Genomic DNA, 21,067 nt, shown 5'->3' with positions numbered 1-21,067 from the left:
TGATAATTTTACTACTGCACCTTGCAGGGTTGTAACTGTCCATTTTGAACGCCGATTAAAGGGGAAACTATGAAAATAGACTATGATCAAGCCGCTAATGCCGCTTATATTCGTCGTTTTGAGGGAAAGGTTATTGATTCTGAGGAGGTAGCGCCTGGAATTGTCTATGATTACGATGAGACGGATAGGATTGTGGGGATTGAGATTTTAGGAGTCAAGCAGAGAACGGCTGAACAATTTAAAAATATTGATTTTCTGTTGGAAGAGAGTGAAAAACAAGAGATTAGACAATGGTTCGGAAAGTTAATACTAAATTGTTAAGTGATGTGAGAAATTCAGGAAATTTTCTGCAACGCCGACCTTTCTCCCTGCGTAAGCTACAGACGAAAAATGGCAACAGCAGCATCTATGAGTAATTTTTGATGAGCCTCAATTTCACTCTTTGTCCAAGCTGTCTTTGAGCCTATCTCTTGAGTTAATAAAACTGAAGATTTTTGATAGAGCGGTTTTTTAGTAGAGAAATTGTCGTTGCCTCCAATACTATTTTGTACAGTGTCTAAAATAGTAAGATTGCCAAGAGAATTTTTGAGTTGGTCAAGCTCATTATCTTGGTCAGATTGACCAGCGTTACGAGGATATATATGTTCGATCGATGTGCCAGCAAAGTCATATAATCTGCTTTTGTCAAGACATACAGACTCACCACTTGCACCGTCTTTGTACCATTGATAGTAATACTCAATTGTCATTAAAAAATATTTTAGAGGCTTGTTGCTACCACCAGATTCTTGATATTCAAGGGTAACTAGGTTATCCCTTAATTTTTGATCTGATGCCTTTAATTCCATAAGTTTTTGTAGCTCATTTCTGAGATTATTAACATTATAATTATTGGGATTTTTGCGAATATTAAGAGCTTCTTGGGCGTAGATATTTTTAAGCGGTGTTATGTGTTGATTACATACTATTTTATACCGAAAGAATACCTTTTCTAAAATATTAACTATTTCTGAGAATGATTTTTGATTGAGTTCAGATGCTGCCAGTAATAAAGGAATTGATAAAGTATGTCCAAGTTCAACTATAAGAATGTTCAAACGAGTTTTATCCCAACTGGTTAGAGGTTGCCGAAGTTCATACAACCATTCTCCTTTTACCAGTTTTCTACACTTCAAAATGTCTTCGTGAGTCTTTTTTACTACTTGATAAATTTGTTCGGCATCATCTTCTGTAAAATTTTGTTGCTTATGTTGTGGGAAAAATTTATCAAGAAACATATCAAACACGGCATTCTGTTTTGGTCTATTACCTTGATAAGAATCATAAATCCAATTTAAATAATCAGTTGTGTCGGTTGGTGAATCGGACAGGATATTGTCCCATAATTTTTCTACAGAATCTTGGTTTCTGGAATAGCCTTCGAGAAGTTCCAATGTTTTAGCTCTTAATAAATCTCCATCTGTAAGATTGGTTCCTCGATCATTGATAACTTGAAAAAGTCTAAAAGCATCCTCTCTATTTTCAGTTACCATGTGCAAAATTGTAAAATCATTGTCTAATATATTTTGAATAATTTCGAGATTGTCTATCTTATCTTCTATCGTATCATTAACATTAATTATTCCTTGTATTTCCTTTAACAAAGTTTTATGTGCATCTGAAATTTTACGGTGTGAATCTCTTGATACAGATGGATTCCTATCACCAATTAATTCTTGATAAAAAGGGTCATCAGCTTTTGAAAGTGTTAAAACTTCTACAGGGGTTACTTGTCTTTGAATCTCTTGCTCGAATTTAATAAATCTGTTTGACAAATCTTGAATACGTTTGTTGATAATTGATACTAAAGAAGTTTCCCCTGGTGACTTTTGAGCCTCTGATTCTAGGTTCTGATAAGTGTGAATTATACAAGCAACCAACAAAGCAAATGTAGCTATTCTTTGTTGTCCATCAATTATTTCATATTTATGCTGCTCAAATGCTCCAACAACAGGGTGTTTGACAATCAGAATGCCACCAAAAAAAAGATTTATTGGCGAATTTTGCTTTCTTTTTTCAAAGCAATTAAGTAAATCCTTGATAAAATCTGAGACTGATTCTGATTCCCAGGCATAAGCTCTCTGATATTTAGGAATAAAAAACGTAGATTGACGCTTAAAAAGTACACCGACCGATGTGTATGTGGGTTCAATCTTCATAACTCATCTAAGCCTATAGAACATTTCAGTACAGTATCTAGAAAGGGAAAAGAACTAACTGATCCTATTTAATGCTAACATACCCCAGCAGGGGAAGACAAATACTCTGAGGCAATTAATTCGATTATGATGGCTGAATTCTATCAAAATCTCCAGAAAGGAATGAACAAAAGCGCAGCGATGAGAGAGGCAAAATTAAGCCTGATCGAAAAGTATCCCCATCCTTTCTTTTGGTCGCCATTTATTTTGCTTGGGGCTGCTAATTAAGCAGCTGATAATAACTCTTGATCGCTTAAAATCGAGATTATTTCCTAACTTTTAACTCCCGACATCTGCCGCATTTCTAAATATACTAATAAAGCGTTAATATCGGCGGGATTGACTCCGCCAATTCGCGAGGCTTGGCCGATGGTGGCGGGTTTAATTTTTGTTAATTTTTCCCTAGATTCCATTGACAAAGTTTCGATTTTCATGTAGTCAATATCGGGGGATAAATGACGGTTACTGTGGCGACTAATTTGGTCGATTTGATTTTGTTGTCGTTTCAAATAACCGGAATATTTAATCTCAATTTCTACCCCTTCTCTTTCGGCTAAATTTAAATCGGGATTACCTAAACCATAGCGATCAAGATCCAGATAATGGAAGCTAGGACGACGCAGTAAATCAGCTAAAGAGAGAGAACCTTTGATTTTTTGTTCCGTATCCTTAACGATGGCAATTGCCACCTGATCCCGTTCTTTAATTCTCGTTTCGTGTAGGCGTTCTTTTTCGGCGATAATATTAGCCTGTTTAGTTTGGAATAATTGCCAACGCCGGTCATCAATTAAACCAATTTCTCGCCCTAAAGGTGTTAATCTTTGATCGGCATTATCCGATCGCAATACTAACCGATATTCGGAACGACTGGTTAACATTCGATAGGGTTCCCGCAGGTCTTTCGTACACAAATCATCGACCAAAGTTCCCAGATAACTTTCCTCCCGGGCAAAAACAATTAACTCTTTTCCCAAAGCAAACCGGGCCGCATTAATCCCCGCCACCAGTCCCTGGGCTGCCGCTTCTTCATAACCAGTTGTGCCGTTAATTTGTCCCGCACAAAATAACCCCTCAATCTTTTTCGTCATCAGGGTTGGATAACACTGAGTTGCCGGTAAATAATCGTATTCCACTGCATAGGCAGCACGCAACATCACACAGTTTTCTAAACCGGGTAAAGTCCGCAGCATGGCTAATTGAACATTTTCCGGCAGTCCCGTAGAAAACCCTTGGATATAAAGTTCGGGAATATCGCGCCCTTCCGGTTCGATAAAAATTTGATGACTTTCTTTATCGGCAAAACGGACGATTTTATCCTCAATACTAGGACAATAACGCGGCCCTTTGGAGTCAATAAAACCGCCATAAATGGGGGATAAATGTAAATTATCTCGGATTAATTGATGGGTTGCCGCCGTGGTGCGGGTGAGATGACAGTTCATTTGTTCTCGTTCAATCCACAACTCCGGATCAAAACTAAACCAACGCACCTCGTCATCGGGCGGTTGCGGTTCCATGCGGGAGTAATCCACCGAACGCTTATCCACACGGGCAGGAGTGCCAGTTTTTAGGCGACCGGTCTCGAATCCGAGACGATTTAGGGTTTCTGTTAAACCCACCGCCGCAAATTCCCCCGCCCGTCCGGCGGCCATAGATTTGCCGCCAATCCAGATTTTGCCGCCTAAAAAAGTGCCAGTGGTTAAAATGACGGCTTTAGCGGCGAAACAAGTGCCGAAATAGGTTTCTACCCCTAAAACTTGCTCATTTGCCCCTAAAATCAGGTCTGTGGCCATGCCTTCCCGAATAACCAGATTTGCTTGGGTTTCGACAATACCTTTCATAATTGCCGCGTATTCCCGTTTATCGGTTTGGGCGCGTAGGGCCCAGACTGCCGGCCCGCGAGAGGCATTAAGAACCCGTTTTTGCAGATAGGTGCGGTCGGCCATTTTGCCAATTTCGCCGCCTAAAGCGTCCACTTCGTGGGTTAATTGGGATTTAGCCGGACCACCGACGGCGGGGTTACAGGGTTGCCAAGCGATTTTATCGAGATTAAGGGTGAGGAGAAGGGTACGACAACCGAGACGGGCGCAAGCTAGGGCCGCTTCACAGCCGGAATGGCCCGCCCCGACGACGATGACATCAAATTCGTCTTGAAAGTCTGCGGCTGAGGAGAAAGTCATAAGCTGTTCGTAATTTAAATTGCTTGTTGAGACGAGGCAAAAGGCAAGAGGCAAAAGGCAACAGTAAAGGGATTGGGGGAGGTTCGGCTAATCCAAGAATAAGCGGTTTAAATGCGTCTTAGCATAGTCGCTCGAGGGGAAAATTAATTAATCAGGCTAATATTCTAGCAATTTTTCTGAGTTTTCCCTCCAATATAATACAAACCTACTAATTAAAAGTATTGACTACCACCAAAGCGATCGCATAAATCTAAAAACAATCTATATAATCCCTATTTACCCTTGCTTTTTCAGGGCATTACTGGCTAAGTATTATAGGTGCTGATCATATCTTCACGATCGTTCAAAGATTGTAATCATGGATTTACTTGCCAACCCCGTTGCTTTGTCGCGGATACAATTCGCTATCACCGCTATTTTCCATATGCTTTGGCCGGTGTTAACCACTGGTATGGGCATTTATCTAGTCATTGTCGAAGGATTATGGCTAAAAACCCGCAATCCTGACTACTATCATCACGCTCGCTTCTGGTCAAAACTCTACATTCTCAATTTCGGCATTGGAGTTGCTTCTGGTTTACCGATGGCTTTTCAGTTTGGCATGAATTGGGCGCCTTTTTCGGAAGCAGTGGGGGACTTTTTCGGAACTATCCTCGGTTTCGAGGGAACCATGGCCTTTATGCTAGAGGCTAGTTTTCTGGGAATTATGCTGTTTGGTTGGGGACGAGTTCCCCCGTTAATTCACTTCCTAGCGACAATTCTCGTCGCTTTCGGGGCTAATCTTTCCACTTTCTGGATTTTAACCGCTAATTCTTGGCTGCAAACCCCTGCTGGTGGCATCTTCGTGGATGGTAAATTTATCGTTCAAGATTACCTACAAGCGATTCTCAATCCCTTCATGGTTAATAGTTTCCTGCATATGTTTTTCGCTACTCTGGAAACTTCTCTTTTCGTCATTGGTGGGATTAGTGCTTGGTATTTGCTCAATAAACGTCACATTAGCTTTTTTAGTCGTTCTCTCAAAATTGTTCTTACTCTAGCGATTGTTATCGCTCCCTTGCAAATTTTTGTCGGTCATCTTAGTGCCGAACAAGTGTATCACTATCAACCGGCTAAATTAGCCGCCATGGAAGCGCAATGGGAAACCATTCCTGCGGGAGAAACTGCCGGTTGGAGTTTGGTTGCTTTACCCAAGGATAAAGCGGAGACAAATAGCTGGGAAGTGAAGATACCTAATGCTTTGGGTTATCTTTTGGAATTAAAACCCAAGTTATCGGAACCTGTTCTCGGCTTAAAAACGTGGAAATACGAAGACAGACCGCACATGGTGGGGCTAATCTATTATTCCTTCCGGATTATGGTCGCTATCGGTCTTTTTCTCGCGTCTTTAATGGCTGTAACTGTCGGGCAATGGCTGCGCGGTCAATTATCTAACGAAAAAATCGACAGTCAAAAATGGTTACTGCGCGCTTGGGTTTTTGCGGCCCCTCTGGGTTATCTTGCGGTGGAAACCGGTTGGATTGTCCGTTGTGTCGGTCGTCAACCCTGGACAGTTTACAATCAAATCCGGACGGTGGATGCTGCTTCTAAACTGCCTGCGGGCGAGATTTTAACCTCTTTAATCGGAATTACGGCGATTTATGTCGTTTTCTTGGTTTCTGCTCTCTATTTCGGCAGTCGTATTATCCGTCAGGGACCCAATCTTAACTTACCACTGCCGGGGACTCAAGAGGAAAAAGTGACCTCACCAGAACTAAATCCTCGTCCCCTAGAAGCGCAACAATAGGAGGAACTATGGAACCTTTACAGTATTTTCTGCCACAAATTTGGTTTTTTATTCTGGGTTTATTCCTGTTTCTCTACGTCCTTCTCGATGGTTTTGACTTGGGGGTGGGAATTCTTTCCCTGACTTCCTCCTCCGAGAAGCGTCGCAGTATTTTAATGACCAGTTTGGGCAATGTTTGGGATGCTAACGAAACTTGGATTGTCTTGATGGGGGGTTCCCTGTTTGGGGCGTTTCCCCTAGCTTACGGGACAATTTTAAACGCTTTATACCTGCCAGCAGTGATTATGGTGGTGGGGCTGTTATTTAGGGCGGTTTCCTTCGAGTTTCGTGAACATTCTCGTCGCAAGTTGTTCTGGAATTATGCCTTCGGACTCGGCAGTTTTTTGGCCGCTTTGGGGCAAGGATTCGCCCTCGGTGCAGTTTTTGAGGGGATTAAAGTGGATGAATTGGGTCATTTTGCCGGCGGTCCCTTTGATTGGTTAACATGGCGATCGATTCTAGTTTCTCTAACTTTAATCCAAGCTTATGTTTTAGTGGGTTCCACTTACCTAATTCTGAAAACTACGGGTAATTTACAGGAAGTTCACTATAAAACGGCAAAAATTGCCGCTATTACCACTTTTATCGGTGCTATCTTTATCACCATCAGTACGCCGCTGCTTTCCGACCATATCCGTCAGCGTTTATTTGACCCTCGACTAATTTACATTTTTATCCTCATCCCGATTTTAGCTGTGGTCTTACTGGGTTTATTACTGCGGAGTTTGCAATTAAAGGAAGAAAACACCCCCATGGTCTGGACAGTATTGCTGTTTATGCTCTCTTTTATCGGTTTGGGATTGTTGATTTTTCCCGATATTATTCCCCCGTCCGTGACAATTTATCAAGCGGCAGCCGCCCCCAGTTCTTTGGTGTTTATGCTGACTTTTGTGGGTTTTTTAATCCCAATTTTACTAGCCTATACAGTTTATAATTACATCGTTTTTCGGGGTAAAATTACTGCTGAATCCTACGGAGAATAGATGACGTTGCCGATTTCAGATATCAATCTTCTTTGGTGAAATTTTTAAGGGGAGACTCTCTAAGCTGATGGTAATTTAAATTGCTTGTTGAGACGAGGCAACAGGCAAAAGGCAAAAGGCAACAGTAAAGGGATTGGAGGAGATTCGGCTAATCTAAGAATAAGCGGTTTAAATACGTCTTAGCTCACCGCTGATGCTAAACTGAATTTATTCTAGGAGGTCTTTGGGTGGAATTAACTCGTAACGCTCGAAGGGTTGGTGAATCCAGGGATTATCGAGGTAATATTCCACATAATAGTCAGGTTTGATTCTTGATGCTGCTTTGTACCAGATCACCGCAGTTTTGATATTGGTAATCCCGTATTTTTCCTGTAACAAAATCGAGGTTTTTTGGAGAGTGATTCCCGAATCGACTAAATCATCCACTAACAACAAGGGACTCTTTAATTTGGGTTCGATCATGGCTAAATTCGAGGAAATAGTTAATTCTCCCCGAATTTGATGATTTTGCCCCCCGTAGGAAGCAGCGTAGAGAATGGCTAGGGGTTGACGAAAAAGACGAGAGAGAATGTCACCGACGCGCAATCCTCCCTTAGCTAAACAGACAATCTGAGCAAATTGCCAACCAGAACGATCGATTTTTACTGCTAATTTTTCGATCAGACGATGGTATTCATCCCAAGAAACATAAACATCGGCCATATTTTCGATTCTCGATTCAGAATTACTTATTTTCGGCAGGTCGATCACTACTCCAGGCCCACCAAACTCGATCGCATTGACAATGATAGAATTCCTGCCATTTACGACGGGAATCTTCTCCTAAAACGGGTGCGCGGCGATTGATCCAAACGGCCTGAGCTTCTTTAGCTTTGGCCCCACAGTAAGGACAACAAAAATTGTAGGCGTGAACGGCATTCTCTGTCCAGTCAGGGGGAAAGGGACTAAAAGCATCCATAATCTCTAAAATATAAGATTAATAACTGGAAAAACTAGGTCAATAGATAATCTCCTTGTTTACTTTATCACTAAAAAAATATGGCTAGAGGGGATCAAATATACGCCTATCGGGAATTGCTCAATCTTCAGGGTGTTTATGCCCATCATGGCATCGATTGCGGTGATGGTAGCGTCATTCATTACCGAAAACCGAGCGAGGTTGTTGAACGAACTTCCCTAGAAACCTTTGCTAGGGGCGGTAAAATCTATGTGGTGCGCCATGTAGAGGTGGGATTTTCCTTTATCCCCGATGTGGTGGTAGAAAGGGCGCTAAGTCGTCTGGGGGAGCAGAAATATAATCTTCTTTTTAACAACTGCGAACATTTTGCCACTTGGTGTAAGACTGGTATTAGCAAAAGTCAACAGATAGAAGAATTTATCCCGATTATTACCCATTTACAAGCGGTGGGACTCTACGAACCTCTGAAAAAATCCCTCATCGGAGCCGACCCCAACAATGCCCAAACCCTATTAAAAGGCGCTTTAAGCAATCTTAAGGTCAGTTGGGATGAAATTCAACCCCAGTACAAAAAAGCCATTCAAGAAGCAGAAACATGGCATCGAGTAGCGATCGAAGCTTTAAGCAGAAATCGCGATGATTTAGCCCGGGAAGCTCTGAAACGCAAGGTAGAAGCCAAAAAACAGGCACAACGCTATCAGGAACAATTGGATCAATTAGCGGCCATGACCGAAAATGTGCTTAAAAGTCTGGTGATTGCTAACGGTTAGTCTGGATTTGACACTCCCCGAAGCGCTCATGCGAGGGATTCTCGAAGCTCATCACTGCGCTTTCTGGTTTCCCCTACTCACGTCTTACACGATTAGGTCCTATCCGAACCGACTAGAATATCACTTGTTATCTAGTTGTCCACTTGTGGATAGCTCTCCCAGCGTTTTGGTCTTTCAACCAAGATTCGGAGCTGCCCTACCCTATCTGCTACGGCAAAATGTTTTTAGTTTATTTCAGTCTGGGAAAAGACTTACTCCCCTGTTTTAAGAGTTTTCGTGGGGACGGGGTGTGGGGTGTGGGGTGTGGGGTGTAGGGTGTGGGGTTTTACCGATTTTGAGGGGGTCAATTACCTAATTTTCAGGGAAAAAGTCCCTGAATTTTCCCCCCGATCACTCCCAGATCTGGTACTTTTTGATTGACAAAAAGTCTAAAAGTCTTACCCAACAAGGTTTTTAGATTTATTCAGCAACCCCTATTTAAATTGCTTGTTGAGACGAGGCACTCTTGCACTCTTGCACTCTTGCAACAGCAAAGGGATTGGGGGAGATTCTGCTAATCTAAGAATAAGCGGTTTAAATGCGTCTTAGCTTAGGGACTTGCGCTTTGATAATGTACCTTTTGGGCGAACGCAGTTCGCCCCTACATTGTGGGCAAAGTCCGTTACTGTAGGGGCGCAAGGAACCTGCGCCCTCCGATCGATCAGGTTTGCCGATCACTCTAAGTAAGGGGAGAGCCTTCGAGAGTCCCCTTCCAATAAGGGACTTGCGCTTTGATAATAGACCTCCTGCAAAAGTCTTATTCAGCTACTTGATTATAGCCTAAAGCAAGTTCGTAGTTGTAAATGCCAGCGATTAAATTAAATCTCAGACCAAAACGTCGTCTCCGATTCCTGTATCTTGATGATAAAATTCTAAATCTCTTCAGACTTCTGTGAATAGGTTCGATAACAATTCTTTCTCTTGATAACTGGCAATTAAATTCTTTTTCTTCTAAACTTAATTCTTTATTTTTCTTTTTTTTGTTAGGAATTCTACTATTTTTGTGCAGCTTTTGAATTCCTTGATCGCCCTTATCTGCTAAACATTCAATATTTTTATCGATCCCAATTTGACTATTTTTCCAAAGATTAAAGTCATGTATTCTTCCCTTTCCATGAGCGGTACAGACTATCATTCCTGTTTTTTGAGCCGCAAGAACTTGCGATTTTATTGTATGATAGCCTTGGTTCCCGCTATAGTAATCTTTCTGCTTTTTTTGAGGTCTTTCTATCTCAGGCTCTGCTACATCTACTACCACTACCTCTAGGTCACTATTCGCCTGGTGAACTGTCTTTTTCCCCGGCAGATTAAACAATCCAGATTTGCTCAGAATATTTTCTACCTTTCTAGTGATTCCTAGGGCTGTTGTCTCATTAATCTCCCAATTAATTCCGAGATGGAAATAAGTACTATATTCCCGTAAATACTCTAAGGTCATCAAGATTTGGTCTTCTAGACTTAATTTACTTGGTCTTCCCGATTTTTTTTGCAGAACTTTTTCGGCAGCCAAAGCCTTCACCATATCCTTAAATGTTTCAGGATATACTCCACAAAAGCGTTTAAACTCTTCTGGATTCAAATTTTTTACTTTTTCGTAAGTCATGGTTTTTCTGAGTGTTTTACTTTATGATACATAATCAGTTCCTATTTTTGCAGGAGGTCTAATTCCTCGCTGACCTGCAAAATACGCGGATTAATCATGGCAGTGGGTGACATGATCGGAGCGTCGGGATAACGAGGATTGGGGTGAGAAGCAACGATAAACAGACGCAGAGACCGAGCAACTTGGGGTGCGGCGATTCCCACCCCGTGGGCAGCTTGCACGGTGGTAATCAGGGAATCGATCAAATCTTGACAGTCAGAATCGAGAAGATGATCGAGCGCTGCTGCTTTTTGCTGTAGAATTGGGTTTCCTAATTGGGTGATTGTTAAAACTTGTGTCATCTGTATAAGGATTAATTGTTTCCCTCTGAAAATCATTTTATCTTGAGCGGAAAAATCTCGCTAAACTGATAAGGTTTCCCCGCAGCAGCACTAGAGCAACTTTGTTAATCAAAATTAACCGTGGATAGCAGCCCCCAACAACTTTGGCATAATCTCCTAGAGCGTCTAAAATTACTATTAACCCGTCCCGCTTTTGAGACTTGGTTTCAAACGGCGACGGTTAAAGAATGGCAAAACGATCGCTTAGTAATTCAGGCTGCCAATCCTTTTATTCTTAACCATCTTCAGAAAAATTATCTGTCAACAATTGCCGAAGTAGTGGAGGATATCGTCGGTTATCCCGTCGAGATTCAACTAACGGCACAACAGGGGGATTCGATCGCTATTTTCCAGCCTCACACTAGCTTAGAATTAGAACTATCCCCCAGTAATCAACTTAACCCTAAATATAATTTCTCCCGTTTTGTTGTCGGGCCAACTAATCGCATGGCCCACGCGGCCGCTTTAGCGGTGGCGGAATTACCCGGAAGGGAATTTAACCCGCTTTTTCTCTGTGGTGGGGTGGGGTTAGGTAAAACCCATTTAATGCAAGCGATCGGTCATTATCGTCTGGAATTATATCCCCAATCCAGGGTTTTTTATGTATCGACGGAACAATTTACTAATGATTTAATCACCGCTATCCGTCAAGATAGTATGGAAAGTTTTCGTAATCATTATCGCCATGCGGACATATTATTAGTGGATGATCTGGAATTTATTGAAGGAAAAGAATACACTCAAGAAGAATTTTTTCATACCTTTAATACCCTGCACGAAGCGGGAAAACAGGTAGTTTTAGCCTCCGATCGCCTCCCTAAACAGATTCCCAGTTTACAGGATCGTTTAATTTCTCGCTTTTCTATGGGATTAGTCGCCGATATCCAAGCACCAGATATCGAAACTCGTATGGCAATTTTACAAAAAAAGGCCGAGTACGAAAATCTGCGTCTCCCACGAGAAGTTATCGAATATATTGCCGTTAATTATACTTCTAATATTCGCGAATTAGAGGGAGCATTAATTCGGGCTACTACTTATATTTCTATCTCTGGATTGCCGATGACGGTAGAAAATATCGCACCGGTTTTAAATCCACCAATGGCCAAAATTGCCACTTCTCCTGAGATTATTATGGCGGTAGTAGCAGAAAAATTTCAACTCTCGATCGCTGATCTAAAGGGAAATTCCCGCCGACGAGAAATTAGTTTTGCCCGACAGATTGGGATGTATTTGATGCGTCAACACACGGATTTAAGCTTACCGCGCATTGGCGAAGAATTTGGCGGCAAAGATCACACCACCGTTATTTATAGCTGTGATAAAATCAACCTTTCCCAACATCAAGATCGACAATTACAAGAAATCTTAGCCCAACTAATCGATCGAATTAACTCTCTTAGTCGCAATCATTAGTCAGGGGGAATTATGAATGATGAATTATGAATTGGGAAGTGGGGAGATGGGGTAGTGGGAATTATGAATGATGAATTATCAATTATGAATTGGGGAGATGGGGAGCAGGCAGTGGGGAGTATTTTCAGCGAAGAGTGAACAGTAATCAGTGAACTGAAAACTCACATCTGATACTAAATACGTTGAGTACAGGCTAGTTATGAGGAGAGGCAAAAGGCACTCATGCAAAAGGCAAAAGGGAATAAATAATCAGTTTTTAATAACTGGATTTAGTATGATAACTGATAACTGATAACTGATAACTGAGATTAACTACAGGGGAATAAACTGGCAATTGTAGCGAGGATACGAGAGGTCATGGGTAAACTATCGATCACCATAGCTGTACATAATAACATCATGTAAAGAATGGAATATTTAAACAGCGATCGAGCCATGTCCCGATCAAAAGGATTCTGTTTTAATTGCCAAGCTTTTTTCAGGAAAACAAACCCTAAAAATAAAGCCGCTACACCATAAACCACACCACAGGCAGCCAAGGGATAAATCAAGAGGAAAGTGAAAGGAACAACGATTAAAGTATAAAGCCAAATCTGCTCGCTAGTGGCTTCTTCCCCTTTAACTACGGGCATCATCGGGATATCCACTTCTGCATAATCATCCTTGATCATTAAAGCTAAAGCCCAAAAATGGGGAGGAGTCCAGAGGAAAATAATTGCGAATAAAATCCAGGGAATCCAACCGAGATCGCCCGTTACTGCCGCCCAACCGACGAGGGGAGGAATCGAGCCGGCTGCGCCACCGATAACAATATTTTGGATACTATGACGCTTGAGCAGATGGGTATAAATCAGCATATAAAATGCGATGCCGGTCATTGCTAAAAATCCGCTCAAAGTATTGACAAAAAAGACAAAAAGTGCTAGGGAAAGGGAGGCTAAAACGAGGGCAAAAATGAGGGCGTGGAGGGGTTGCACGCGACCGGAGGGAATGGGACGGGCGCGGGTGCGAAGCATGGTGTGATCGATGTCGCGATCATAGATGCAGTTTAAGGTTTGAGCGGCGGCGGCGGCGAGAGTGCCACCGAGGAGGGTAAGAAAGAGTAAGAGGGGGGAAACCTGACCTTTAGAGGCGATTTCCATAGCAGCAGCCGTGGTAATCAGCAGTAGAGGAATAATTCGCGGTTTAGTGAGTTGATAATAACTTTTAGCGACTTGTAAAAAATTATCGTGGTGGCGAAGGGCTTGAGTTCCAGTCATCGTGATTAAATCCTTAGAGATGGCTTATAGGCGCGAAATAACGATCGCGAAGGGCAAAAGTGGTAAAAGCGACGAGGGTTCCCACCAATAGCGCACCGATGCTGTGGTGGGTAACGGTTAAGGGTTCCACCTGTAGATGCAGTTTCAGGGTGGCAACGCCCAAAAACACCTGTAGGGCGACTAATCCCCCGGCGCTAAAAGCTAGTTTTTTGAGGAGAGGATGGATAGCGGCAGTTCGCCAAGCGAAGAAAACTAGGGTTAAAACCGAGATAGTTGCGGGAAAAACCCCGATAATGTGGCTATTCATCACCGTGCAGAGTTGGGAAACCGTTAAACACTGATGGGCTGCCCAACGGGAACCGACGAGACCGCCGAGGAGACATTGCAGATAAACTAGAGCGGTGGCGACCATTCCCATCCCAGTTAGTTTCCCGACTGTACCTGTGCCACGATAGGGAGTCAGACAGATAGCAATGACGATTAGGGTGGAGAAAAAGAGCAAAGCTGTGCCTAAATGGGCGGTTACGATGTCAAATCGCAGTAATTGGGTGACGGTTAATCCTCCCAGGACTCCTTGCAGGAGAATTAAAGCTAAAGATGCGATCGCAGAGGGAAACAGCCAAGGGGGAAGATGGCGACGATGCCACCAAGACAGACCGACGAGAGCGATCGTACTAAACCCGATCAAAGAGGCATCGAGACGGTGAAACCACTCCAGAAATACCTGTAGATTCATCTGCTGACTGGGAATCCATTGACCGTAACACAGGGGCCAATCGGGACAAGCTAAACCGGCGTTCATAACTCTGGTGGCAGCGCCCACCACCATGAGGGCGAAAGTAGCGATCGCAATTTTCCAGACTAAGCGGCGCATCCACACCTGAATATTGCCAGTTTCTCTTAGGGGTGTCGGGTTAAAAACAGATTCGGTCATCGGTTTGCCTGTTCTCAAGGAGTCTGTCATCAAAGATCCTGGCTTTGTTTGCCAGTTAGTTATCACTGTGAATGAGTTTTTTTACGACTGGTAAAACCTTTTAGATATTCTTTAGATTTCTGGCCATTTCCGTTACATTTGTTTACAAAAACTCAGAATAAAACATAAAAATTAGTTATTTTAAATACTTTCCCTGAAAACGATCCCAAAGAAAAGATAAAATTCTCAGAAGATGCTGGTTAAATTTCCCATCTATAGGGGAATCATGTTTTAGCCTTGAATAAGTAGCCACTATTGAAAATATTGAAAAGACCGTGAAAATTCCCAGCAGTATCCTGACGCTCGTACTCGGGATCGCCTTGACCTTAATTAGTCTCTGGTATGGCCAAAATCATGGCTTAATGCCCGTGGCCGCTTCCGAAGATGCCAAGGAAATAGATAATATCTTTAATCTGATGATGACCATCTCTACGGGACTATTTTTAATAGTTGAAGGCGTGATCATTTATATAGTGATTCGCTTTCGCCGTAAACCGGGGGATCAAACCGACGGGCCAGCAGTGGAGGGCAATGTCCCCCTAGAAATCTTCTGGACAGCCATCCCGACGGTAATCGTCTTTATCCTTGCCGTCTATAGCTTCGAGATTTATAACAATATCGGCGGTCTCGATCCCTTGATTTCCAAGGGTGACAAAGGAGAAATCGCCCACCACGGTCATCACCACGGCACGATGATGGCCTTGGGCGGCGATCGCAGGGTAGCCCTAGGTATCGGCAATTCCTACGATGGTGAAGGAGTCCCCCCCCTAGTGGTCAATGTTAAAGGTATTCAATACGCTTGGATCTTCACCTATCCCGAAACCGGCATTGTTTCCGGGGAACTGCACGCTCCCGTCAATCGCCCCGTGCAACTGAATATGGAAGCGGGAGATGTGATCCATGCTTTCTGGGTTCCCCAATTGCGTCTAAAACAGGACGTTATCCCCGGACAGGAAACGGTGTTATCGTTCACATCCAACCAAATTGGTCAATATCCGATCATTTGTGCGGAACTTTGCGGGGCCTATCACGGCGGCATGAAATCTAGCTTTGTGGTTCACTCCCCAGCAGATTACGACCAATGGGTGCAGGATAACACGATCGCCGAAGTTGACAGCGATCAAACCGTAGCTATGACCGCTAAAGATCGCTCTGATAGTCAATATTTGACCCCCTACACCGAAGAAATGGGCATAGACGCTGAAATCCTCGCCCAAGTTCCCCATCAGCACCAAATGTAATTTTTCTTGTCATCTAAAATCTTGGCATTATGACAGCATCAACGGAAATAACCACCCCAGCAACCGTTCCCGAGGTGATCCATCACCGCAAGTGGACGGATTACTTTACTTTCTGCACCGATCATAAAGTCATCGGTATTCAATATCTGGTGACTGCCTTTCTTTTCTTCTTTATTGGCGGTGCTTTCGCAGAAGTGCTGCGGACAGAATTAGCCACTCCCGACCCCGATTTCGTCTCCCCAGAACTATATAACCAATTCATGACCATGCACGGAACGATCATGATCTTTCTTTGGATCGTTCCGGTTGGGGCAGGTTTTGCCAATTATCTCATTCCCCTGATGATTGGGGCGGAAGATATGGCTTTTCCTCGTCTTAACGCTGTGGCTTTCTGGCTTAATCCCCCCGGCGGGCTGCTATTATTATCCAGTTTCTTTGTCGGCGCTCCCCAGTCCGGTTGGACTTCCTACCCACCTTTAAGCTTAATTAGCGGCAAATGGGGGGAAGAATTGTGGATTTTGAGCCTTTTATTGATCGGGACTTCTTCGATTTTAGGCTCGATTAATTTCATCACCACGATCCTGAAAATGCGGATTCCTGAGATGGATTTGTACAGTATGCCGCTATTTTGTTGGGCAATGCTGGCTACCTCGACTCTGGTGCTGCTTTCCACCCCCGTTCTTGCTTCTGCTCTCGTTCTCTTGTCCTTTGATTTAATCGCTGGCACGAGCTTTTTTAACCCCGCCGGCGGCGGCGATCCGGTGGTTTATCAGCATATGTTCTGGTTTTACTCCCATCCTGCCGTTTATATCATGATTTTGCCCTTTTTCGGCACGATCTCGGAGATATTACCAGTTCACGCCCGCAAACCGATTTTTGGTTATCGAGCGATCGCCTATTCCAGTCTCACCATCTGTTTCTTGGGTTTAATCGTTTGGGCCCACCATATGTTCACCAGCGGTACCCCCGGTTGGTTACGGATGTTTTTCATGGCGGCAACCATGTTAATCGCCGTTCCCACGGGCATTAAAATCTTTAGTTGGTGTGCCACTCTTTGGGGGGGGTAAACTTAGTCTCAATACGTCTTTATTATTTGGGGTCGGTTTTCTGTCTTCCTTCCTCATCGGTGGTTTGACTGGGATTATGTTGGCTTCTGTTCCCTTCGATATCCACGTCCACGATACCTATTTTGTCGTCGGTCACTTCCACTATGTACTATTCGGTGGTACGGCAATGGCCCTGTTTGCTGCCGTTTACCATTGGTTCCCAAAAATGACCGGACGGATGTATAACGAGACTCTCGGTCGTATCCACTTTGTTCTCACTTTTATCGGTTTGAATTTAACTTTCATGCCGATGCACGAATTGGGATTATTGGGTATGAACCGTCGTATTGCCCTGTATGATGTGCAATTTCAGAGTTTAAATGTTCTTAGTACCGCAGGAGCTTATATTCTCGGTATATCGAGTATTCCCTTCGCTATTAATATGGTCTGGAGTGCCTTTAAAGGTCAACCCGCCGGCCGTAATCCTTGGCGCGCTTTAACCCTAGAATGGCAAACCTCCTCTCCCCCAATTATCGAGAATTTCGAGGAAATGCCGATTCTTTGGTCTGGCCCCTACGATTACGGTATTGATATGGAAGAATCGGAAGCAGAGGAATCAGTACAAGATCTCCTCGCTGAAGTGGGTGCGGAATCGCAATAATCAGTTATCAGTTATCAGTTATCAGTTATCAGTTATCAGTTCACTGATTGCTGTTTACCGAAAAAAAGCTTCCCACTTCCCACTTCCCACTGAAAAAAAGCTCCCCGTCTCCCGTGTAAACTAAGGACATTCAATCATGCAAGGTTCAACGCTCGAAGAGTCTCAACTCTCTGTCAATTATCATCAGGAAACGGTGGAACACGGACATCATGGCCACCCAGATCATCGCCTATTCGGTGTGGTTTTGTTTCTAGTGGCGGAAAGTTCCATCTTTTTAGGCTTATTTGCCGCTTTCTTGTTCTACCGTACCATGTTACCCGTTTGGCCCCCCGCCGGCACGCCCGAATTAGAATTAACCCTACCGACAATTAACACGATTATTCTGGTGTCCAGTAGTTTTGTTATGCACATAGGACAAAAGGCGATTAAACAAAACAATAATGCCGGTTTACAATTGTGGTTCGGCATTACTGCCCTGATGGGAATTATCTTCCTTTGTGGTCAAGGATACGAATATTATCACGCTGAATTCGGTCTGACAACTAATGTTTTCACCAGCGCTTTTTATGCCTTAACCGGATTCCACGGTCTCCACGTTACTTTTGGTTTAGTGCTAATTCTATCGGTCCTCTGGCGTTCTCGTCAAAAAGACCACTATTCTAGTCAATCTCACTTTGGTGTCGAAGCGGCAGAATTATACTGGCATTTCGTCGATGTGGTCTGGATTATCCTGTTTTTACTGGTGTATATCTTGAGATAATTTTTGTTATTTAGTAGGAGAAAAGGACGCTCAATTGAGCGCCCTTTTTTGTATATTTCAATTTACAGCCGTTATCTTATACTAAATCCGTTGAGTAACGCACAGAAAACGGGTTTCTCCGAGAAACCCGTTTTCTGCTCACGCACTCATGCAAAAAGGGGAATAAATAATCAGTCTTTAATAACCAGATTTAGTATTATAGGTTATACTTCATTTTTAAGAGAAATGCCGTAACTGATAACCGAGTAACTGATAACTGATCACTGATAACTGATCACTGATAATTAACGACGACCGAATAAACTCCAACCTTTGCCACCACTAACGGCCGGTTCAGCTTTTTCAGCGACGGGGGCAACTTCTGCGGGGGTTTCCTCACCGGAAAGATTAGAAAGATCGTAGTTTTCTACTAGGAAAAGAGACGCTTTTTCAATAGTAGAATGATCCCAGAAAAGGGTAGAAGGTAACTCTTGACCAACCCAATCTTCTAGATCACCCACCATCGTTACCGCATCGATCGAATCTAAACCATAACGGGTTAAAGGTTCAGTTACATTAATCGTTTGTGCATCCAAAGATAACTGATCGGCTAACTGTTTAACTAACCAATTTTGTACCAGATTATTAAGATTGGAGTTGGAGTTCATGGGTTTTTTCCTCGGTAGTTTGTGAATGGGCTAATTGAAAAGGCACGATCGAAAAATGTTGATTTTCTCGATATAATTTCAGCAATTCTTGGGCAACATTTTCTACATACACCTCAGATAGAGTGTAAGGCAGCGGCCGCAGAGTTCGCAGTAATCGGTGTAAACTCAACACCAACCATTCCCCCCGGGCAAAAAATTCACCCAAGATGGAACGATTATAAAGCCAAGTGTGTAAACAAGCGGAAGCAGCGTGTAAAGTGCAGTATTTCTTGGCAATCTCGAACAATTCGGGTGATTGGTCATGACCATACTCGAATTTCGATTGACTAATCTGTTCATCGTGAGCATTTAGTTCCTCTAAAACTAAATTACCCAACATCAATAGATTTTCTAATACTTCCTGGTCCACCTCCTGAGAATCCTTCAATCCTTCCACCATATCAAGGGCAATCTCTAAACCTTGCAGGGAATCATCCATTCCCCGGCCAAATAATTCTAAATTATTGGGTTCAAAGGGAGGAACTGACTTTTCTAGGCTAAAAATCGCCTCTAAACGGGTTTTTAACGCCGACATGGTGCGCAAGTTGCGTTTAGCCCGATATTTGGTTAAAGGACGCAATTGTAGGATTAAAGCATGAAGATTGACGATCGAACTGCCGTCAAACATACTGATAATCGAATTATCCCGCAGTAGCTTCTGGAAGATGCCGCATTCGTGTTCTTCTCGCATATAAAAACGCGATCCCAAGACCACATAAACACTATTAACCATCTCCTCCAGACGGACAGTAACAAAATATTTTACCACCGAAGCCCAGACGCTAAACTGTTCGGGGATGATATGAAAACCTCTTGCGGCCGGAATCGTCTCGCAATCACAAATAAGGATGTCAAGGAAAGCATCCACGAGAGTGCGCCGGGGTTGGGGCAAATCCATCACAGTTTTCTGATAAATTACCCGATTAACGGCAAAACTGAGGGTAGTTCTCAAAGCGGTATCGGCTGCCCCGTGGGAAAAAGCAGCACACAACATCCGGGTAATCTGGAAACCTTTCAGAGCTAATTCTAAACCGTCTCCCTCCTCCCGTAAACGCATAGAATCGGGGACGAAACAATCCTTAAAACCAATCCCACTCATATCCGAGGCCCGCACGCCATGGGTGTATATTTTCGGCAAATTATAGTATTTTTCGGGGTCTAATTGCCGTTTATCGACCATAAATAGGGTTAAACACTTCGGCCCGCCGTTAGCATCGGTTTTCGCCAAAATAAAGGAAACTCCAGAGATAGTCGCCCGGTTAATCGGCCATTTCTCCCCATTGAGAATATAACCTCCTTCCACCTTCGTCGCGGTTAGATCACCATTGATCAGATCGCTGCCGTGTTCCTTTTCCGAGTAACCCAGACACATCGCCCCATAGTCATCCATGATAAAACGGGCGAGCTTCTGTTTCTGTTCCGGGGTTCCCGCCATCCAGTTTAAAAACGACCAGAATAGGGTAGTAAAAGCGATGCCGATAGTTTGATCCCGTCGGGAAAGTACCCGCACAAAAGCGACAAATTCCTCAAAAGAGGTGAATTCACCGCCGCAGTCCGTGGGAATGTAGTAGTGTTGGAGTTTCCAGTCGTATAACCAGCGAATTTCCTCGTGGGGAAATTCTTCGCTCTCGTCAATTTCGATCACCCGCTTGTAGGATAGAGGATTATCGGGATTGAGAGGATCGCCTAAGTCTTTTTCCAGTGCTTCAGCAGTCCAGTATTGCTTAAGCTTTTTCATAGTGCCTCTAGGACAGATACAATGTGTTTTTCGTCAATGCCTTCGGTTAGAAGACCCGACCATTCACAAAAATTAATGACCATTCTAGACGTTTGGCTGTACGATAGCAACAATTTTTAATTTCGCTTTTACCTTAAATGTGCTAGAACCCACTTGGGTGGGGTGCTAGATCGTCCTCTGCGGTAATTATGCCCAAATTGAGGTGATTAAACCGCCTTAGTTAGGGTTGGCTGAAAAAGTACGGGCGAAGCATTCGGATAGAAAATCTACGGTTTCACCGATAGGTTATTGCCCGAATGCTTCGCCCCTACA

17 protein-coding genes and 2 pseudogenes are annotated in these 21,067 nt (G+C 43.3%); 9 read left to right on the top strand and 10 right to left on the bottom strand.

The window, feature by feature from the left end:
- The first annotated feature begins 69 nt into the window (after nucleotides 1–69).
- Entirely contained in the window at nucleotides 70–321 is a 252-nt protein-coding gene (locus tag GQR42_RS26460) for a DUF2283 domain-containing protein (RefSeq protein WP_158202249.1), read from the top strand.
- A gap of 56 nt (nucleotides 322–377) precedes the next feature.
- Here GQR42_RS26460 and GQR42_RS26455 read toward each other — a convergent pair whose 3' ends face one another.
- Nucleotides 378–2,198: a DUF262 domain-containing protein gene (locus GQR42_RS26455; RefSeq protein ID WP_158202248.1), complete on the bottom strand. Its 1,821-nt coding sequence runs from the start codon at nucleotides 2,196–2,198 to the stop codon at nucleotides 378–380.
- 126 nt (nucleotides 2,199–2,324) lie between these two features.
- Between GQR42_RS26455 and GQR42_RS26450 the strand changes: the two genes are divergently transcribed.
- Nucleotides 2,325–2,465 carry a CHAT domain-containing protein gene (locus GQR42_RS26450; RefSeq protein WP_158202247.1) on the top strand — a complete coding sequence of 47 codons (141 nt, stop codon included), beginning with the start codon at nucleotides 2,325–2,327 and terminating at the stop codon, nucleotides 2,463–2,465.
- 44 nt (nucleotides 2,466–2,509) lie between these two features.
- On the opposite strand, the gene mnmG is transcribed toward GQR42_RS26450, so the two are convergent.
- Nucleotides 2,510–4,417: a tRNA uridine-5-carboxymethylaminomethyl(34) synthesis enzyme MnmG gene (mnmG, locus tag GQR42_RS26445; RefSeq protein WP_158202246.1), complete on the bottom strand. Its 1,908-nt coding sequence runs from the start codon at nucleotides 4,415–4,417 to the stop codon at nucleotides 2,510–2,512.
- A 358-nt stretch (nucleotides 4,418–4,775) separates the two neighbouring features.
- Here mnmG and GQR42_RS26440 point away from each other — a divergent pair, with 358 nt between their 5' ends.
- Nucleotides 4,776–6,203: a cytochrome ubiquinol oxidase subunit I gene (locus GQR42_RS26440; protein WP_158202245.1), complete on the top strand. Its 1,428-nt coding sequence runs from the start codon at nucleotides 4,776–4,778 to the stop codon at nucleotides 6,201–6,203.
- An 8-nt stretch (nucleotides 6,204–6,211) separates the two neighbouring features.
- Nucleotides 6,212–7,225: a cytochrome d ubiquinol oxidase subunit II gene (cydB, locus tag GQR42_RS26435; RefSeq protein ID WP_002792975.1), complete on the top strand. Its 1,014-nt coding sequence runs from the start codon at nucleotides 6,212–6,214 to the stop codon at nucleotides 7,223–7,225.
- Between the two features lie 207 nt (nucleotides 7,226–7,432).
- Here the strand turns inward: cydB and GQR42_RS26430 are convergent, their stop codons facing one another.
- Both GQR42_RS26430 and GQR42_RS26425 read right to left on the bottom strand, forming a co-directional pair.
- Entirely contained in the window at nucleotides 7,433–7,927 is a 495-nt protein-coding gene (locus tag GQR42_RS26430) for a phosphoribosyltransferase (protein WP_158202244.1), read from the bottom strand.
- A gap of 22 nt (nucleotides 7,928–7,949) precedes the next feature.
- On the bottom strand, nucleotides 7,950–8,183 hold the full coding sequence (locus GQR42_RS26425) for a hypothetical protein (RefSeq protein WP_002771307.1): 234 nt from the start codon (nucleotides 8,181–8,183) through the stop codon (nucleotides 7,950–7,952).
- Between the two features lie 80 nt (nucleotides 8,184–8,263).
- On the opposite strand from GQR42_RS26425, the gene GQR42_RS26420 reads away from it, so the two are divergent.
- Nucleotides 8,264–8,953, top strand: a complete 690-nt coding sequence (locus tag GQR42_RS26420) for a lecithin retinol acyltransferase family protein (RefSeq protein WP_158202243.1) — start codon at nucleotides 8,264–8,266, stop codon at nucleotides 8,951–8,953.
- A gap of 796 nt (nucleotides 8,954–9,749) precedes the next feature.
- Here the strand turns inward: GQR42_RS26420 and GQR42_RS26415 are convergent.
- Both GQR42_RS26415 and GQR42_RS26410 read right to left on the bottom strand, forming a co-directional pair.
- Nucleotides 9,750–10,595: an IS5 family transposase gene (locus GQR42_RS26415; protein ID WP_158202242.1), complete on the bottom strand. Its 846-nt coding sequence runs from the start codon at nucleotides 10,593–10,595 to the stop codon at nucleotides 9,750–9,752.
- A 59-nt stretch (nucleotides 10,596–10,654) separates the two neighbouring features.
- Nucleotides 10,655–10,972, bottom strand: a pseudogene (locus tag GQR42_RS26410) (peptide deformylase); the annotation flags it as partial.
- A gap of 84 nt (nucleotides 10,973–11,056) precedes the next feature.
- Between GQR42_RS26410 and dnaA the strand changes: the two are divergent.
- Entirely contained in the window at nucleotides 11,057–12,391 is a 1,335-nt protein-coding gene (gene dnaA / locus GQR42_RS26405) for a chromosomal replication initiator protein DnaA (protein ID WP_158202241.1), read from the top strand.
- A gap of 308 nt (nucleotides 12,392–12,699) precedes the next feature.
- Here dnaA and GQR42_RS26400 read toward each other — a convergent pair whose 3' ends face one another.
- Nucleotides 12,700–13,650, bottom strand: a complete 951-nt coding sequence (locus tag GQR42_RS26400; protein ID WP_158202240.1) for a heme o synthase — start codon at nucleotides 13,648–13,650, stop codon at nucleotides 12,700–12,702.
- 13 nt (nucleotides 13,651–13,663) lie between these two features.
- The gene (locus GQR42_RS26395) at nucleotides 13,664–14,584 is read right to left on the bottom strand and encodes a COX15/CtaA family protein (protein WP_158202239.1); all 921 of its coding nucleotides are present in this window, start codon (nucleotides 14,582–14,584) and stop codon (nucleotides 13,664–13,666) included.
- A 314-nt stretch (nucleotides 14,585–14,898) separates the two neighbouring features.
- Between GQR42_RS26395 and GQR42_RS26390 the strand changes: the two genes are divergently transcribed.
- From GQR42_RS26390 to GQR42_RS26380, 3 genes and pseudogenes are all read left to right on the top strand, one after another.
- Entirely contained in the window at nucleotides 14,899–15,864 is a 966-nt protein-coding gene (locus GQR42_RS26390) for a cytochrome c oxidase subunit II (RefSeq protein WP_158202238.1), read from the top strand.
- Nucleotides 15,865–15,893: 29 nt separating this feature from the next.
- A pseudogene (ctaD, locus tag GQR42_RS26385) lies at nucleotides 15,894–17,571 on the top strand (cytochrome c oxidase subunit I).
- Nucleotides 17,572–17,707: 136 nt separating this feature from the next.
- Nucleotides 17,708–18,331 carry a cytochrome c oxidase subunit 3 gene (locus GQR42_RS26380; protein ID WP_158202237.1) on the top strand — a complete coding sequence of 208 codons (624 nt, stop codon included), beginning with the start codon at nucleotides 17,708–17,710 and terminating at the stop codon, nucleotides 18,329–18,331.
- A gap of 284 nt (nucleotides 18,332–18,615) precedes the next feature.
- On the opposite strand, the gene GQR42_RS26375 is transcribed toward GQR42_RS26380, so the two are convergent.
- Together GQR42_RS26375 and GQR42_RS26370 are read right to left on the bottom strand one after the other, a co-directional pair.
- Entirely contained in the window at nucleotides 18,616–18,978 is a 363-nt protein-coding gene (locus tag GQR42_RS26375) for an acyl carrier protein (RefSeq protein ID WP_158202236.1), read from the bottom strand.
- On the bottom strand, nucleotides 18,956–20,755 hold the full coding sequence (locus GQR42_RS26370; RefSeq protein WP_158202235.1) for an acyl-CoA dehydrogenase family protein: 1,800 nt from the start codon (nucleotides 20,753–20,755) through the stop codon (nucleotides 18,956–18,958). The genes GQR42_RS26375 and GQR42_RS26370 overlap by 23 nt, the downstream gene beginning before the upstream one ends.
- Nucleotides 20,756–21,067 lie beyond the last annotated feature (312 nt).

The organism is Microcystis aeruginosa FD4 (assembly GCF_009792235.1).
GTDB classification, from domain to species: Bacteria; Cyanobacteriota; Cyanobacteriia; order Cyanobacteriales; family Microcystaceae; genus Microcystis; species Microcystis viridis.
This window is presented reverse-complemented; position numbering and strand designations above follow the sequence as displayed.